Raw genomic sequence first — 16,228 nt, forward strand, 5'->3', positions numbered from 1 at the left:
TGCTAGACCCGCCAGCCACAGGACGTGGCGTTTTAGGCGGGCAGCGCTTGTCGGGGCTGTTCGAGGCGCTTACGCTTTTTATTTCTAATCCTTCCCATGTATCATTTCAATCATGCTTCCAAATTTCTCGGCAACAGGAAGAACCAGCAATGATGCGAATAGGTTATAGATGACACTGACATGGGCCAGCTGTACGTCCGGCTTGGCTGCAGTTATCGGGGCAAGCGCGGCTATTTCGTTAATGAAAGGGAAAAACACTGCTGCTCCTGCGATGTTAAGCCATATATGTGCAAATGCCGTCAATCTTGCCTCTTTGCCGGCCCCAATCGAGGCAAGCAAGGCAGTAATGCAGGTTCCAATATTGGCTCCAAGCATAGCGGCAATGGCTGCGTCCATCGATAACGTTCCTTCTGACAGAAAACCCATCACAATTCCCGTCATCGCCGTACTGGATTGGATTATTGCTGTCAAAACGGTACCAGTAAATAGGCTGATCCAATGACTGGTGTTTAAATGGGTTAGTGCATTTTCCACTAAAGGCAGACTTATAACAGGGGTTGCGAGAAAGGTAAAACCGCGCATGGCGGCAAAAATAGCTGAGATACCGAAAGAAATTGCGCCAATATTGTGCCATGTCTTGTTGCGAAAAACCAATAAAATCGCCCCAATGACGGCGAAGGGCACGATGAATGCATCGATGTTGAAGGTGATGATTTCGAGAGTGAAGGTTGTCCCGATATTGGAACCAAGAATGATGCCGATGGATTGCGAAAATTTTAGCAGCCCAGCTGAAATGAAACCAATTGTAATAACCATGACAGCAGAACTGCTGTGTAAAAAAGCGGTCACGATCATTCCGGCGATCATGCCCTTTATTGGGGTATCTGTCATCAAAGCCAGCCAGTTTTTCATCCTGTCTGCGGAAAGCTCGAATAACCCTCTCCGGAGCAGGTTCATCCCTCCGATAAATACAGCTAGGAAAAGAATAAATAAAAGCAAATAAACCATGGACATCATCCCTTCATTTTAAATGTATGAAAAGACAGTACGGACATGCATGTATTTTGTTTTTAAAACAAGAACCAAATACAGTTGACCTCCTGCCGGTGATATATTATAATTGCAAGGTACATGGTTTCCCATGTGTTTTGGTGTTAGTGTGTTGTGCTCGGAGGGAGGGAAAGAGAATGTCTAAAACTGTCGTTCGTAAAAACGAATCGCTTGAAGATGCTCTTCGACGCTTTAAACGTACTGTATCTAAATCAGGTACGATCCAAGAAGCTAGAAAGCGCGAATTCTACGAAAAGCCTAGTGTAAAGCGTAAGAAAAAGTCTGAAGCTGCTAGAAAACGCAAGTTCTAAGAGAGGGTGGAATTAAATTGAGCCTGCTCGAGCGTTTAAATAATGATATGAAACAAGCGATGAAGAACAAAGAAAAGGACAGACTCACGACGATTCGGATGATCAAAGCATCCCTGCAAAACGAAGCGATTAAGTTTGGCAAGCAGGAATTATCTGAAGATGAAGAGTTAACTGTACTTTCTCGAGAAGTGAAACAACGCAAAGATTCCCTCCAGGAATTTGAAAAAGCAGGTCGCGAAGACCTCGTTGAAAAGACACAAACAGAACTAAAGCATGTCGAAGTGTACATGCCACAGCAGCTTAGCGAAGAAGAAGTGACGGCAATCGTCAAAGAAGCGATCGCGGAGACCGGTGCGGCATCGAAAGCCGATATGGGTAGAGTAATGGCTGTCCTTATGCCTAAAGTAAAAGGCAAAGCAGACGGATCTCTCGTTAATAAACTTGTACAACAACACCTTTCATAAAAAGCTCGAAGGCCGCAGGATGCTCTTGCGGCCTTTTTAGCTGATATCTAACTCCGCAAAAAAGATTGAAACCTTTTGGTGTACTCATGCGTAGTACCACTATGGCCTTATTTTTATGATTGGAGGTGCCTTATTGAAAATCAAATCAGTGATTGTGATTCTCGTCATTCTCCTATCACTGGCCACTGTGGGAACCCCTTTCCCTGCAGCTGCTGTTCAAAATGTCGTCTATGTAGTGCCGATTGAAGAAACGGTGGAAAAAGGCCTGCTCGCCTTCCTGAAAAGAGCGGTGGGAGAGGCGGAAGAGGCTGGTGCTGAAGCGATCATCTTTGATGTGAATACACCTGGAGGAGCGGTTGATGCCGCTGACGAGATCGGAAAATTATTGACGGGGACTGACTTGAAAACAGTTGCTTTCGTCAATAAAAAGGCATTGTCTGCAGGGGCCTATATATCCTTGAATACGGATGAGATTTACATGGTTCCCGGAGCAACGATGGGATCAGCAGCCATTATTGACCAACAGGGCAATACTGCTGGAAAGAAGGCGGAGTCTTATTGGTTTGCAGCCATGAGAGCTGCGGCAGTTGAAAGTGGAAGAGATCCGACATACGCTCAGGCGATGGCGGATGAGAGCATCGATCTTCCTGAACTAGGAGCACCTAAGGGAAAATTGCTAACGCTTACGGCGGAACAGGCACTTGAAGTAGGTTATTCAGAAGGAACCGTCAAAAACCTCGATGAACTTATAAATCAACTGGGATATAAAGACGCTGAAATCAGGAATGTGAACGAAACTTTTGCTGAAAAGCTGGCAAGGTTCCTTACTCATCCTGTTATGACCCCGATCCTCATGACAGTCGGCAGTGTGGGGCTGGTGCTTGAACTTTTTTCTCCCGGCTTTGGTCTGCCAGGAATTGCTGGGCTATCCGCGTTGCTATTGTTCTTTTATGGACATCTGGTCGCCGGACTGGCAGGGTTTGAAACCTTGATTCTGTTTGCGCTAGGCGTAGGGTTGATTGTGCTCGAATTGTTTCTTCCAGGTGGAATTATTGGCGTCATCGGTTTACTGGCGGTTATCTCGAGCTTTTTCATGGCATCGAATAATGTCGTCTATATGGCAATTTCTTTATTAATTGCCTTAACAGCGTCCATTGTGTTATCTATTTTGATGATAAGGGTGTATGAAAAAAAGATGAATTTTTTTAAGAGAATCATCCTAACCGATTCAACAAGTACCGAAAAAGGCTATGTGTCGAACAAGAACCGGCTCGAACTGATTGGGGGCGAAGGGGTGACGCTAACACCTCTTAGGCCTTCAGGAACCATCGTTGTCGAGGATGAACGCATTGATGTGGTGAGCGAGGGTGGATTCGTACCAAAAGGAAGAAAAGTAAGGATTATCAAAACAGAAGGTGCAAAAATTGTCGTACGAGAGTTGGAATGATGTTTTTTCTACTGCACTGAATAATCATCATAAAAAAGTTGATCAAGATCAAAAGTCTGGGAAATATATTTTTAGGAGGCAGTTTAAATGGATGCAGGTACAGCGTTTCTCCTTATAGCGATCGCACTTGGGGTCATTCTCCTTGGTGTAGTGCTGACATTCGTGCCAGTGATGCTTTGGATTGCAGCATTGGCAGCAGGTGTAAAGGTCAGTATTTTCACGTTGATTGGAATGAGATTAAGAAGGGTTATTCCAAGCAGAGTGATTAATCCGATGATCAAGGCACATAAAGCCGGTTTGAATGTTACGACAAACCAGCTCGAAAGTCATTACCTGGCAGGCGGGAATGTGGATCGGGTCGTTAATGCCCTGATTGCTGCCCATCGTGCCAATATTGAACTAACATTCGAAAGAGCGGCTGCGATTGACCTGGCAGGCCGTGACGTATTGGAAGCTGTACAAATGAGTGTAAACCCTAAGGTAATTGAAACTCCCTTTATTGCTGGTGTCGCCATGAATGGAATTGAAGTAAAAGCGAAGGCGAGAATCACAGTGAGAGCGAACATCGATCGACTTGTCGGGGGTGCCGGAGAAGAAACGATTGTTGCCCGTGTTGGAGAAGGGATCGTATCGACAATCGGATCTTCTGAAGATCATAAAAAAGTGTTGGAAAATCCGGATCGGATTTCACAAACTGTTCTTTCAAAAGGTCTGGACGCAGGAACAGCTTTCGAAATTCTATCGATTGACATTGCCGACGTGGATATCGGCAAAAACATCGGTGCTGAGCTGCAAACGGAGCAGGCGGAAGCGGATAAGAAGATTGCCCAAGCGAAAGCGGAAGAACGCCGCGCGATGGCAGTTGCACAAGAGCAAGAAATGAAGGCGCGTGTAGAAGAAATGAGAGCGAAAGTCGTCGAAGCAGAAGCTACTGTACCACTCGCAATGGCAGAAGCGCTTCGTAAAGGCAATATTGGCGTGATGGATTATATGAATTTCCAGAACATCGGAGCGGACACAGAAATGAGAGGCTCCATCGGTAATCTGTCCAATGGGAATAAAGAAGATAAGAATAATCAGTGATGAGAGAACCCGATAACAGAAAGGCGGGCTCCACATGCAAATTTTAGGAGAATTATTCAGTAATCCAATCGCTTTGTTTATTCTAATCGGGGTAATCATAAGTCTGTTCACTAAAAGGAAGACGGATGGCAGTCAGCAACAACAGCGCCGTCCTGTCCTGCCCGGACCTGTCCAGCAGCCACAACCTGTGCCAGCGAGAAGGCAGCCGGCAGAAGCGAAAACAGCGCCGTCTCGACCCCGGATGAAAACAGATGAGGAGAACCAAAGAGCGCAAGATCGAAACGGAGATAGAAGAAGGAACAGCCCTGTCGAAGCGGCAGAAGTCCTGACGGATATTCAAAAGAAATATTCAGAACAAAAGCATCAAACGTCAGCGAAAAAACAGCAAACTGGCAGAATGTCACCTAGTCAATCTTCTGGGCGGTTGAATCAAAAGAGAGAGCAGATACAATCCGATGTCGTTTTCCAGCCGAAAAAAGACACTCTCGTGGAGGGATTAATCTGGGCAGAAGTCATTGGTAAGCCACGTGCCAAAAACCCTTACAACTCGTCGAGGAAATAGGAAAAGGCAAAGGAATTTGTGGGTTGGAAAGAATGCTTATGATAAAGTGGAAAATGGTGCTAGAACCCCTTTTTTTCTCATACATATGAGATGAAAGGGGGTTCTTTTTTTTATGGCAAAAAAATGGGGTCTGTATGTACGCAAATGGTTGACACAAAAAATGGATCTTCCACAGGATGTCATGATGGATCTCCCTAGAATCACGATGATCGGGCAAGTCCATATTTATATTGAAAACCATCGGGGCCTGCTTGCTTTTTCAGATGGGGAAGTGAGGCTGATGATCAGAGGCGGTCAGCTTTCGATCAAGGGCCAAGCGTTTGTGATTAAGACAATATTGCCTGAAGAGATAGTGCTCGAAGGGAAAATCGAGCAGGTCCTATATATAAATGATGGAAAGGGAGGGGGAGTTACATGAAAAACCAATGGATTCACATCTTTTCTGGTACTGTGAAAGTCAAATTGACAGGCAAGGGCATCGAAAGATTCCTGAACCAGCTGACACGTAATGGAGTGTCAATTTGGAATGTGAAAAAGCATGGTTCAGAGGCGGTTACTTTTTACGTCGATCTGCAGGATGTAAACAAACTAAGGATCCCGGCGAGGGAGAATCATTGTAAAATTAGATTTTTGGAAAGGGCAGGAGGTCCTTTCTTTTTAAAAAAGTTATGGACAAACAGTGGGTTTTTGGCGGGGGCAGTTCTTTTTTTTGCTTTGATTCTCCTCCTGTCCAACATGGTATGGGGAATTGAAATAAATGGGGCTAGTCCAGCAACTGAACATCAAATCCGCAAGCAATTGGACAAGATGGGAATTGGTGTCGGTAAAATGCAGTTTTCAATAGACAGTGTCGAAAGCATCCAGAAGGAATTGACCGATCAGGTAGGTGCTTTGACTTGGATCGGCGTGGAGCTGAAGGGGACAACCTATCATTTTCAGGCTGTCGAGAAAAGTGAACCGGAAAAAGTCGAAGCAAACAGTCCGAGACATCTTGTAGCGAAAAAGAAAGCGGCCATAGTCAAGATTTTTGTGGAAAAAGGGGATCCAGTTGTGGAAGTGAATGAACTGGTGAAGCCGGGTCAGCTTCTTGTATCAGGAGTATACGGGAGTGAAAAAAAGCAAAAATTGGTAGCGGCAACTGGAGAAATCCTTGGGGAAACATGGTATTCAACCGAGGTAGAACTGCCTTTGAAAAGTACCTTTCAAGTTTTTAACGGCAATGAAAAAAGAACGTATTCGCTGAAAATCGCTGGAAAATCGATAGTTCTATGGGGTTTCGGCAAGACTGAATTTAAAGAGTATGAAACAGAAGTATTTGAACAGCCAGTGAAATTTTTTAAGTGGGAGCTTCCGGTAAAAATAGAAAAGACGACAATTAGGGAACGGGAACAGGCGACTCGAATCTACACGCGAGAAGAAGCGATTAATAGTGCAAAAGAACTTGCCAGGAGTGATATAAAAAATAATCTTCCTGAAAATGCTATTATTAAAGGGGAAAAAATTTTACATCAGTCAATCGAGAATGGTAAAGTAAGACTAATCATACATTTTACAATCATTGAAGATATTGCGGAAGGACAACCAATTATCCAAGGAGACTGAGAATGACAGAAGACTTAAAAACGACTGAAATTCATCTAGCGAATCCAACTGAAGCCATTTCCTTATTTGGAAATGCAGATACCAACCTAAAATTAATTGAGCGGGAACTTGGAGTCTCGATTGTGACGCGTGGCGAGAAGATAGCGATCTCTGGTCCTCTGGAGCAGGTTGCGCTGGCCCAGGCTGTTTTGGAAAACCTGCTAGCTGTGATCCGTAAAGGCATCAGCGTCAGCCAAAGAGAAGCTGTTTATGCTATTCAAATGGCTGTGAAAGGAACTTTGGAATATTTCAGGGATCTATATGATGAAGAAATCAGTAAAAATGTAAAAGGGAAATCGATTAGGGTTAAGACGCTTGGCCAAAGACATTATGTGAATGCGATGAAAAGTCGCGATCTAGTATTTAGTATCGGGCCGGCGGGTACGGGAAAAACGTATTTAGCAGTCGTCATGGCTGTCACGGCATTGAAAAATGGAACTGTGTCGAAAATAATTTTAACAAGGCCTGCTGTTGAAGCGGGAGAAAATCTCGGTTTTCTCCCCGGCGATTTGAAAGAAAAGGTCGACCCTTATCTCCGGCCGCTGTATGATGCTTTGCATGATATTCTCGGTTCTGAACATACGTTGCGTCTGATGGAAAGAGGCACGATCGAGATTGCTCCTTTGGCTTATATGAGGGGAAGGACTCTCGATGATGCGTTTGTCATTCTCGATGAAGCTCAGAACACAACACAGGCGCAGATGAAAATGTTTCTGACGCGTATGGGATTTGGATCGAAAATGATCATAACAGGTGACACCTCGCAGATTGATTTGCCAAAAGGCGCAAAATCCGGCCTGGTTGAGGCAGAAAATGTTTTGAAGGATGTTTCCGGAATCTCATTTGTCCACCTTGAACAAGCAGATGTAGTTCGCCATCCGCTTGTCGGACGGATTATTGAAGCATATGGAAAGAACGAATAAAAGCAACCTCAGTCCGCTCCTAAAAAAATAGAGAGCGGACTTTTATTTGCAACACAAAATGGTCCGGTTTTCGCGTTAGTATCAAATAAGGATGAAACTTTCGTAAAAAACTGATATGATGATACAGAAAGTCAGTTGATTTCCCAATTATTCTCAAACTGGCTTGATTTCTTTGTGGGAGGGCTGTATGAATATGGAAAAGCTGCAGGTCCAATTAACTGCGATATTGAATTTATTAAATATAAAGATATTTCGTATTTTGTTATTCTTGCTGATTGGAATTATCATGTACTCTGCTATGTACAGCAATGTTAAACCTGAGAAGCTTAATCTCGAATTATTCTCTGTATCGGAGAAAACGATCCGGTCGCCTGTTACCATTGAAGATAAAGAAAGTACAGAAGCAAACCGCAGAGAAGCGGTCGAACAAGTCAATGATGTGTATCGGGTCAAGAAGGAATATGCTCAAAACAGGGTGGATCTTGTTACCTCCATATTTGATTCTGTATCTGAAGTGAATACAGAAGCACAGGAAAAAATGGATCAATTGAAAAAGTCGGCGGCAGAAGATACGGCTGCACCTCAAGTCCCGACGATCGAGGAAAAAATTCAAATACTGAAAACAAAATTGACCGATAATGAAACGAAAAGTTTGTCAGACGACGTATTCATCGCTTTGCTGGAAGCTCCAAAAGAAGAATGGCAGATCGCAAAGGATCTCACTGTTACAGCGGTTAATAATACTATGAAACGCAGTGTTCCCGCTGATGAAGTGGAGAATGCAAAATTGAATGTAGAGGAAGAATTGAAGTATACCAGTCTAAACGGAAGCCTGAAAAGGGCTGTCATTGAAATTGGACGTTATGCAGTCGTCCAGAATGAATTTTATGACCCGGATGCCACTGATGAACTGCGCCAGCAGTCAATGGACAGCGTAGAACCAGTGAGGATCCTGGAAGGGCAAATTCTTGTGAGTGAGGGACAGCTAATCAGCAGGGATATTTATAAGAAACTCCAGCTAGTTGGCCTGTTGAAAAGTGGAAATTCATCCAAGCCATTCATCGGGCTTGGCATGCTCACAGCACTGATTTTGTTTGGACTTTATGTCTTTTTTAAAGAAATGGACAATGCTGAAAAAAAACAAAAGAACCTATTGCTTTTCAGTATTATTTTTATAACTTCCATTTTATTAATGAAATTGGTTAGCTTGTTCGATAATTTTGAATATTCTGAAATAGGGTATCTTTTTCCTGCTGCGATGGGTGCGATGCTGATTAAGATCCTAATCAATGAAAGGCTAGCGTTATTGCAGGTGGTGATTCTTTCCATAATCGGCACGATCATATTCAACGAAGGTATTACTGGGACATTGAATGTTTCTCTTGGCATTTACATTTTATTGAGCGGTTTGGCGGCAATCCTATTTTTACAAAAGCAAAATCGAAGAACGAAAATCCTCCAGGCAGGATTATTTGTGTCAGTGATCAATCTTATTGTTATTTTCTCCATTTTATTCCTGAGAAATAGTCAGTATTCTGGATTGGAATATGGGTTTTATCTCACTGCCGCATTCATTTCCGGAATAGTCTCCGCAGTGCTGACGATTGGTCTTCAGCCATTTTTTGAAGCGGGATTTGGGATTCTTTCCACCATGCGGCTGATCGAACTGTCCAATCCTAATCACCCACTCTTGCGAAAGATTCTTACGGAAGCACCGGGAACATATCATCACAGTGTGATGGTCGCTAATTTATCGGAAGCTGCTTGTGAGGCAATTGGCGCAAACGGCCTTCTTGCAAGGGTTGGATGCTATTATCATGATATCGGCAAAACGAAACGGCCACAGTTTTTTATCGAAAACCAGATCAATATGGATAATCCTCATGATAAATTGCCGGCATTGACAAGCAAGAATATCATCATCGCCCATGCAACTGATGGAGCGGAAATGCTCCGAAAACATCGGATGCCTAAAGAAATAATTGACATTGCTGAACAGCATCATGGAACTACGTTGCTAAAATTCTTTTATCATAAAGCAACAAAAAGTGGCCACGAAGGCAAGGAAGAAGATTTTCGCTACCCAGGGCCAAAACCGCAAACAAAAGAGGCTGCCGTTATTGGGATTGCTGACAGCGTGGAGGCGGCAGTTCGGTCGATGAATCACCCGACCCATGAGCAAATCGAAACATTGGTTGCTAAAATTATTAGAGATCGGCTTCAGGATAACCAGCTAAGTGAATGTGATATTACCTTAAAAGAGCTGGACACGGTTGCGGATACTTTATGTGAAACATTAAAGGGAATTTTCCATTCCAGAATTGAGTATCCAGAAATGAATAAACAGAAGGTGAAGCAGGGATGAGTTTAGAAATCGACTTTTTGGATGAGACAAATGAGTTGGCAGAAGATCAGCTAGTTACGATTGAAAAGCTGTTGAATTATGCTGCGGGAAAGGAGAATGTGCAGGACGGAAGCGAGCTTTCTGTCACTTTCGTGTCAAATGAACGCATTCAGGAGATCAACAGAAACTATCGGGATAAAGACCGGCCGACAGACGTCATCTCGTTTGCATTGGAAGAAATGGGCGAAGGGGAAATAGCGATTGTCGGGGAGGACATCCCCAGAATCCTTGGTGATATTATTATCTCCATTCCAAAGGCAAGGGAACAGGCAGAGGAATACAACCATTCTTTCCTAAGAGAACTCGGCTTTCTTGCGGTCCACGGTTTCCTGCATTTATTGGGCTATGATCATATGAATGAAAAGGATGAAAAACTGATGTTTGACAAGCAAAGAGACCTGCTGGAAGGATACGGCCTTGGACGCTGAAAAACGGAGGAAGCATCCGTTAATTTCCTCCTTTCAATTCGGGTTTGAAGGAATTGCAGCAGCAGCGAGGGAGCGAAATGTCCAAATCCATTTCGGCATTTCCGTATTTGTTATCCTGTCTGGCTTCCTTTTTGAAATCAACAAATACGAATGGATTGCCGTGATCCTTTGTATTGCTGGGATGGTTTCGTTGGAAATGATGAATACGGCAATCGAAAGAACGGTGGACATGTATACAGAAGAGTTCCATCCACTTGCGAAACAGGCGAAAGATATTGCTGCAGGTGCTGTGCTTATTTTTGCGATTGCCAGCGTTATTACCGGTCTAATCATCTTTTTGCCGAAAATTTCAGCATGGTTTAGATAGTTGTCCGCATGGGCAACTTTTCTTTTTACTGATTCCTGACACGGTATCTAGTGGGCCGATTTGAAAACGGGGAAAAACTTAAGTAAACTATCATTACAGTGTATAACTATTCCTTGGATGTTTTTAGAAAATTTAAAATTTATATTTCATTTTTGCGACAAACGATGAAATTACACTGAAAATAAGGTAAAATAATGTGAAGAAGGGAATGAAAGGATGAACTTTCATAATCAAGACCTAAATAATAAATCGTACAAATCAGGATTCATTTCCATTATTGGGAGACCAAATGTTGGGAAGTCAACCTTTCTTAACAAAGTGATCGGGCAAAAAATTGCGATTATGAGTGATAAGCCGCAAACGACCCGGAATAAGGTACAGGGAGTTTTAACACTCGATGACGCTCAGTTGATTTTCATCGATACTCCAGGAATTCATAAACCAAAACACCGCCTTGGCGACTTTATGATGAAGGTTGCTCAAAATACGTTAAAAGAAGTCGATTTGGTGTTGTTTATGGTCAATGCCCAGGAAGGATTTGGACGCGGCGAGGAATATATTATCGAAAAACTCCTTAATGTAAAAACACCTGTTTTCCTTGTCATCAATAAAATTGATCTTATTCATCCAGATCAACTGATGAAAGTGATCGGGTCTTACCAGGATAAATTCGATTTTGCTGAAGTCGTACCGATTTCCGCGCTGGAAGGAAACAATATTGATCGGCTGCTTCAGCAAATTAAGGAAAGGATGCCGCAAGGGCCCCAGTTTTATCCAGCCGATCAAGTAACTGATCATCCGGAACGCTTCATCGTGTCTGAACTGATCAGGGAAAAGGCATTGCATCTGACTAGGGAAGAAATTCCCCATTCCCTTGCAGTCGTGATTGAGAAAATGGAACGTCAGCCTGAAAAGCAAATGGTGCATGTAATGGCGACGATCATTGTGGAGAGGGATTCTCAGAAAGGCATTATCATTGGCAAACAGGGAGGCATGCTGAAGGAGATTGGCAAACGAGCACGTCATGATATTGAAAGTCTCCTTGGTTCAAAGGTGTTTTTGGAATTATGGGTCAAGGTTCAGAAGGATTGGAGAAACAAAGCCACACATCTTCGGGATTTCGGGTTCAGGGATGACGAATATTAAGCCTTTGGCAAATGCCCATCTATAATCTATTAACGTACCTGCAAATATTATTCCTAAACACGATTAACAATTTTTGCGTAACATGAAAATCTGATTGACAGGCTATGATAATTATAAGGATTTGGGATACATGCGTTGCTAGTGAAAAAATGAAAGGTGGGGTTTTCGATGTTGGATTTTACCTGGAAGGTGTTTTCACAGACAGGTAATATTGACACGTATCTTCTCTTTAAGGAATTAGAGAAAGACAATCAAGAAATACCCGGTTATCAGGAGGATGAGCTAGCAGAAATTGATTTTCCAATCTCATAGGTTTGTCTGTAGTAATGGATGGTGACCGAGGATGCTGCAGAAATGCGAAGGCATTGTCATTAGGACAACGGATTATGGCGAAAATAACAAAATTGTCACTTTATATACAAGGGAATTCGGAAAAGTTGGTGTGATGGCAAGAGGTGCAAAAAAGCCCAGCAGCAGGCTCGCTGCCGTCACCCAGCTTTTTACATATGGCCACTTTCTTTTCCAGGCAAGCTCTGGCTTGGGAGGATTGCAGCAAGGAGAGATGATTTCCTCTATGCGGTCGATTCGTGAGGATCTTTTTTTGACAGCCCATGCCAGTTTTATGGTTGATCTTACGGATAAAGTGACTGAGGATAAAAAGACGAATCCTTTTCTGTTCGAATTGCTTCTTCAGACCCTCAATTATTTGAATGAGGGCTATGATATGGAAGTTCTTACATTCATTTATGAAATGAAAATGCTCAATATCCAAGGATTGTATCCTGTTCTGGACAGATGCACCAATTGCGGCAGCACCGAGGGAGAGTTCCACTTTTCCATCCGAGAAGGAGGGCTCCTTTGCCATCGATGCTTTGAAAAGGATCCATACAGATTCAAGGTATCCCCGGGAACAGTCAGATTGCTGCGACTTTTTTACTTGCTGGATGTAAGCAGGCTTGGCAATATTTCGGTTAAACCGGAAACAAAGGCGGAATTGAAGAAGGTAATTTCCGCTTACTATGATGAATATTCAGGACTATATTTAAAAACAAGAAAGTTCTTGGATCAAATGGATTCATTTAGGGATATGCTCTAGCTATTGACAATGCCGTTGCTTTTCGCTATTCTCAAATCAAAAGCATTTGTGGTTGCGGAAGTGACCATTAAATAGGTTGCGGTGAAGGAAAGGGTACTTGACTCCCTCTGCATTAGCGAGTCCGGGGATGGTGTAAGCCGGATGGCAGAAAGCAAGGAAGGCGTTCTGGAGCGACATTATTTTTAAAGTGGCTGCTTTCTGGCAGCAAATAGGGTGGAACCGCGGGTAAACTCTCGTCCCTATGCATGACGATGCATAGGTGGCGGGAGTTTTTTGATTTTAAAATTTCGGAGGTGGAAACATGAATATTCAAAATATGATTTTAACTTTGCAAAAACACTGGTCTGAACAGGGATGTATCCTGATGCAGGCTTATGACACCGAAAAAGGGGCAGGCACGATGAGCCCATATACCTTTTTACGAGCGATTGGTCCTGAACCTTGGAATGTTGCTTATGTAGAGCCGTCGCGCCGCCCTGCAGATGGCCGATATGGCGAGAATCCGAATCGACTGTATCAGCATCATCAATTCCAAGTGATCATGAAGCCGTCTCCAGACAATATTCAGGAGCTTTACCTGGCTTCGTTAAAAACGCTCGGAATCGATCCGCTGGAACATGATATTCGTTTTGTCGAGGACAACTGGGAAAACCCGTCATTAGGTTGCGCTGGGCTTGGATGGGAGGTGTGGCTAGATGGAATGGAAATCACCCAGTTCACCTATTTCCAGCAGGTGGGCGGGCTAGATTGCAAACCAGTTTCTGTTGAAATCACCTATGGAATCGAACGCCTTGCATCTTATATTCAGGATAAAGAAAACGTTTTTGACCTGGAGTGGACAAACGGTTTTACGGTAAGAGATATCTTTGGCCAGCCGGAGTACGAGCATTCCAAGTATACATTTGAAACATCTGATAAGGATATGCTTTTCCATCTTTTCACTATTTATGAAAAGGAAGCGAATCGCCAAATGGATGAAGGGCTTGTCCATCCAGCTTATGATTACGTGTTAAAATGTTCGCATACATTCAATGTTCTTGATGCCCGGGGTGCCATTTCCGTTACGGAAAGAACGGGATACATTGCTCGTATTCGGAATCTTGCCAAGAAAGTAGCGAAGACGTTTTATGAAGAACGAGAAAAACTAGGTTTCCCAATTTTGAAAAGGAAGGAGCAGGTTGAAAATGACTAAACGGAATTTATTGCTTGAAATTGGCCTAGAAGAAATGCCTGCAAGATTCATTCCCGACTCGATTAACCAGCTGGCGTCCAAAGTAGAGAACTGGTTTCATACGAATAGTATTGGATTTCAAGGCATCAGCGTTTTTTCTACACCTCGCCGGCTGGCCTTGCTTGTTAGGAATGTAGAGGAGCGACAGGAGGACAGGGAGGAGGAGGCAAAGGGACCGGCTAAAAAGATAGCCCTAGATGAGAACGGGAACTGGACCAAAGCATCGATAGGCTTTACCCGCGGCCATGGAATGTCGGTCGACGATATCTATTTCAAGGAAATCAACGGGATCGAATATGTCCATGTAAAGAAATTCATTAAAGGGCAGGACACCTCTCACCTGCTCGCAGAGCTAAAAGCAATTATCACAGGCTTATCCTTCCCAAAAAACATGCGTTGGGCGAATCTTGACCTTCGTTATATACGTCCGATCAAATGGCTTGTGGCGATGTTCGGCCATGAGATCATTCCTTTTGAAATAGCAGGTGTCCGAACAGGCAATACGACAAGAGGCCATCGCTTTCTTGGAAAAGAAGAAATTGAGTTATCAGCTCCCGAAGAATATGAAGAAGCTTTATTACGTCAGTATGTGGTTGCAGATGCACAAAAACGGAAAGAAACGATTTTAGCCCAGCTTAAAAAAATCGGAGACGAAAATGATTGGGTAATTCCGATGGATCAAGTCCTGTTGGAAGAGGTTAATAATCTGGTTGAATATCCGACAGCCTTGTCCGGCCGTTTTGAAGAAGAGTTTCTGGAAATCCCGAGTGAAGTCCTGATCACCTCGATGAAGGAGCACCAAAGATACTTTCCTGTTAAGTCGCAACAAGGGGAACTGCTTCCGCGATTCATCACCGTAAGGAACGGTGACGACCATCATATTGAAAAAGTAGCACGTGGAAATGAAAAAGTTTTACGAGCAAGATTGGCTGATGCTGCATTTTTTTATAAAGAAGACCAAAAGATGGAAATAAAAGCGGCATTAGAAAAATTAAAGAATATTGTCTATCACGAAGAAATTGGAACAATCGCCGAAAAATCGGATCGTGTTCGTAAACTTGTCGCTTTGATTGCCGAAAGACTGAATTTCGCACCGGAAATCGTAAGCACAGCAGACAGAGCAGCAGAAATCAGCAAATTCGATCTGGTCTCCCAAATGGTCTATGAATTTCCGGAACTCCAGGGAATAATGGGAGAAAAATACGCTTTGCAAAAAGGCGAAAGCCGAGATGTTGCCATTGCAATCAACGAGCATTATATGCCTCGCAATGCCGATGATTCTATTCCCGGATCACTTGCTGGTGCACTGGTTGCAATTGCCGATAAACTGGATACCATTGTTGCGTTTTTCTCACTGGGAATTATACCAAGCGGCTCACAGGATCCTTATGCGTTGCGGAGACAGGCTGCAGGTATTGTCCAGACGCTTAGTGAAAAGCAGTGGGGAATCCCCGTAGAAAGCCTTGTCGGCTTGGCGCTTTCCTTAGTTTCTCAAGCAGGAATCAGCAAGCGCTCTGAAGAAGAGATATACTATGATCTGATCCAGTTCTTTAAGCTGAGACTAAAACACATGCTGCAGGAGCGGAGCATTCGATACGATCTTATTGACGCTGTACTTGGAGGGGAGATCGGAACCGTATTAAGCGTAGTCGATAAAGCAGCGGCACTTCAGGATGCCAGCGGCAGGGAAGACTTTAAGGAAAATATCGAAGCGTTTAGCCGTGTCCTGAATATTGCCAGTAAAAAAGAAGTGCATGGCGAAATCGAGCCGGACCGCTTCGAAAATACGTATGAGCAGATGCTATATAAAAAATACCTAGAACTTGGCAAGAAGGCTGAAGAGGGCATGGACACAGCTGCCTACTATCAGATGCTGGCTGACATAAAGCCGGAAATCAATGCCTATTTTGAGCATACCATGGTCATGGCAGAAAACCCTGATGTCCGCGAAAACCGTTTGAATCAAATGGCCGCTTTAGCAGTACTAATCATGAAACTTGGCAAACTGAATGAGATCGTTGTAAAATAGTCCGCAAATGAGGCCATCTTAAAAAAAGTAGAAAACCAATAACACG

17 protein-coding genes are annotated in these 16,228 nt (G+C 43.4%); 16 read left to right on the top strand and 1 reads right to left on the bottom strand.

What is annotated here, in order from left to right; translation table 11 throughout:
- Positions 1–84: 84 nt before the first annotated feature.
- Positions 85–1,008: a Na/Pi symporter gene (locus UB32_RS07035; protein WP_044392365.1), complete on the bottom strand. Its 924-nt coding sequence runs from the start codon at positions 1,006–1,008 to the stop codon at positions 85–87.
- 179 nt (positions 1,009–1,187) lie between these two features.
- Here UB32_RS07035 and rpsU point away from each other — a divergent pair, with 179 nt between their 5' ends.
- From rpsU to glyS, 16 genes are all read left to right on the top strand, one after another.
- Positions 1,188–1,361 (top strand): 30S ribosomal protein S21, encoded by a 174-nt coding sequence (gene rpsU, locus UB32_RS07040; RefSeq protein ID WP_015595024.1) that lies wholly within the window; start codon positions 1,188–1,190, stop codon positions 1,359–1,361.
- Positions 1,362–1,378: 17 nt separating this feature from the next.
- On the top strand, positions 1,379–1,825 hold the full coding sequence (locus UB32_RS07045) for a GatB/YqeY domain-containing protein (RefSeq protein ID WP_044392369.1): 447 nt from the start codon (positions 1,379–1,381) through the stop codon (positions 1,823–1,825).
- 115 nt (positions 1,826–1,940) lie between these two features.
- Positions 1,941–3,272, top strand: coding sequence for an NfeD family protein (locus UB32_RS07050; RefSeq protein ID WP_052806981.1), 1,332 nt, complete (start codon positions 1,941–1,943; stop codon positions 3,270–3,272).
- An 87-nt stretch (positions 3,273–3,359) separates the two neighbouring features.
- The gene (gene floA / locus UB32_RS07055; protein WP_044392371.1) at positions 3,360–4,355 is read left to right on the top strand and encodes a flotillin-like protein FloA; all 996 of its coding nucleotides are present in this window, start codon (positions 3,360–3,362) and stop codon (positions 4,353–4,355) included.
- 34 nt (positions 4,356–4,389) lie between these two features.
- Positions 4,390–4,917: a hypothetical protein gene (locus UB32_RS07060; protein WP_044392373.1), complete on the top strand. Its 528-nt coding sequence runs from the start codon at positions 4,390–4,392 to the stop codon at positions 4,915–4,917.
- Between the two features lie 112 nt (positions 4,918–5,029).
- Positions 5,030–5,335 carry a sporulation protein YqfC gene (yqfC, locus tag UB32_RS07065; RefSeq protein ID WP_044392375.1) on the top strand — a complete coding sequence of 102 codons (306 nt, stop codon included), beginning with the start codon at positions 5,030–5,032 and terminating at the stop codon, positions 5,333–5,335.
- Positions 5,332–6,519, top strand: a complete 1,188-nt coding sequence (gene yqfD, locus UB32_RS07070; protein WP_044392378.1) for a sporulation protein YqfD — start codon at positions 5,332–5,334, stop codon at positions 6,517–6,519. Before yqfC ends, yqfD begins: the two co-directional genes overlap by 4 nt.
- Positions 6,520–6,521: 2 nt before the next feature.
- Positions 6,522–7,481 carry a PhoH family protein gene (locus UB32_RS07075; protein WP_044392380.1) on the top strand — a complete coding sequence of 320 codons (960 nt, stop codon included), beginning with the start codon at positions 6,522–6,524 and terminating at the stop codon, positions 7,479–7,481.
- Between the two features lie 193 nt (positions 7,482–7,674).
- Positions 7,675–9,846, top strand: a complete 2,172-nt coding sequence (locus UB32_RS07080; RefSeq protein WP_044392417.1) for an HD family phosphohydrolase — start codon at positions 7,675–7,677, stop codon at positions 9,844–9,846.
- The gene (gene ybeY, locus UB32_RS07085) at positions 9,843–10,313 is read left to right on the top strand and encodes an rRNA maturation RNase YbeY (RefSeq protein ID WP_044392381.1); all 471 of its coding nucleotides are present in this window, start codon (positions 9,843–9,845) and stop codon (positions 10,311–10,313) included. Before UB32_RS07080 ends, ybeY begins: the two co-directional genes overlap by 4 nt.
- Positions 10,303–10,680 carry a diacylglycerol kinase family protein gene (locus UB32_RS07090; protein ID WP_044392383.1) on the top strand — a complete coding sequence of 126 codons (378 nt, stop codon included), beginning with the start codon at positions 10,303–10,305 and terminating at the stop codon, positions 10,678–10,680. The genes ybeY and UB32_RS07090 overlap by 11 nt, the downstream gene beginning before the upstream one ends.
- A gap of 216 nt (positions 10,681–10,896) precedes the next feature.
- Positions 10,897–11,826 carry a GTPase Era gene (gene era / locus UB32_RS07095; protein WP_044392385.1) on the top strand — a complete coding sequence of 310 codons (930 nt, stop codon included), beginning with the start codon at positions 10,897–10,899 and terminating at the stop codon, positions 11,824–11,826.
- Between the two features lie 168 nt (positions 11,827–11,994).
- Positions 11,995–12,138, top strand: coding sequence for a YqzL family protein (locus UB32_RS19365; protein WP_084221752.1), 144 nt, complete (start codon positions 11,995–11,997; stop codon positions 12,136–12,138).
- A 31-nt stretch (positions 12,139–12,169) separates the two neighbouring features.
- Positions 12,170–12,922, top strand: a complete 753-nt coding sequence (gene recO / locus UB32_RS07100; RefSeq protein ID WP_044392388.1) for a DNA repair protein RecO — start codon at positions 12,170–12,172, stop codon at positions 12,920–12,922.
- A gap of 301 nt (positions 12,923–13,223) precedes the next feature.
- Positions 13,224–14,114 (top strand): glycine--tRNA ligase subunit alpha, encoded by an 891-nt coding sequence (glyQ, locus tag UB32_RS07105; protein WP_044392389.1) that lies wholly within the window; start codon positions 13,224–13,226, stop codon positions 14,112–14,114.
- Positions 14,107–16,182, top strand: a complete 2,076-nt coding sequence (gene glyS, locus UB32_RS07110; protein WP_044392391.1) for a glycine--tRNA ligase subunit beta — start codon at positions 14,107–14,109, stop codon at positions 16,180–16,182. The genes glyQ and glyS overlap by 8 nt, the downstream gene beginning before the upstream one ends.
- The last annotated feature ends 46 nt before the right edge of the window (positions 16,183–16,228 follow it).

The organism is Mesobacillus subterraneus (assembly GCF_000934845.1).
Classification (GTDB): domain Bacteria; phylum Bacillota; class Bacilli; order Bacillales; family Cytobacillaceae; genus Mesobacillus; species Mesobacillus stamsii.

Excerpts from the sequence above, each read along its gene's own strand:
- UB32_RS07035 (WP_044392365.1), bottom strand. The coding sequence starts at position 1,008 with ATGGTTTATTTGCTTTTATTTATTCTTTTCCTAGCTGTATTTATCGGA.
- rpsU (WP_015595024.1), top strand. The coding sequence starts at position 1,188 with ATGTCTAAAACTGTCGTTCGTAAAAACGAATCGCTTGAAGATGCTCTT.
- UB32_RS07050 (WP_052806981.1), top strand. The coding sequence starts at position 1,941 with ATGATTGGAGGTGCCTTATTGAAAATCAAATCAGTGATTGTGATTCTC.
- floA (WP_044392371.1), top strand. The coding sequence starts at position 3,360 with ATGGATGCAGGTACAGCGTTTCTCCTTATAGCGATCGCACTTGGGGTC.
- UB32_RS07060 (WP_044392373.1), top strand. The coding sequence starts at position 4,390 with ATGCAAATTTTAGGAGAATTATTCAGTAATCCAATCGCTTTGTTTATT.
- yqfC (WP_044392375.1), top strand. The coding sequence starts at position 5,030 with ATGGCAAAAAAATGGGGTCTGTATGTACGCAAATGGTTGACACAAAAA.
- yqfD (WP_044392378.1), top strand. The coding sequence starts at position 5,332 with ATGAAAAACCAATGGATTCACATCTTTTCTGGTACTGTGAAAGTCAAA.
- UB32_RS07075 (WP_044392380.1), top strand. The coding sequence starts at position 6,522 with ATGACAGAAGACTTAAAAACGACTGAAATTCATCTAGCGAATCCAACT.
- UB32_RS07080 (WP_044392417.1), top strand. The coding sequence starts at position 7,675 with ATGGAAAAGCTGCAGGTCCAATTAACTGCGATATTGAATTTATTAAAT.
- ybeY (WP_044392381.1), top strand. The coding sequence starts at position 9,843 with ATGAGTTTAGAAATCGACTTTTTGGATGAGACAAATGAGTTGGCAGAA.
- era (WP_044392385.1), top strand. The coding sequence starts at position 10,897 with ATGAACTTTCATAATCAAGACCTAAATAATAAATCGTACAAATCAGGA.
- UB32_RS19365 (WP_084221752.1), top strand. The coding sequence starts at position 11,995 with ATGTTGGATTTTACCTGGAAGGTGTTTTCACAGACAGGTAATATTGAC.
- recO (WP_044392388.1), top strand. The coding sequence starts at position 12,170 with ATGCTGCAGAAATGCGAAGGCATTGTCATTAGGACAACGGATTATGGC.
- glyQ (WP_044392389.1), top strand. The coding sequence starts at position 13,224 with ATGAATATTCAAAATATGATTTTAACTTTGCAAAAACACTGGTCTGAA.
- glyS (WP_044392391.1), top strand. The coding sequence starts at position 14,107 with ATGACTAAACGGAATTTATTGCTTGAAATTGGCCTAGAAGAAATGCCT.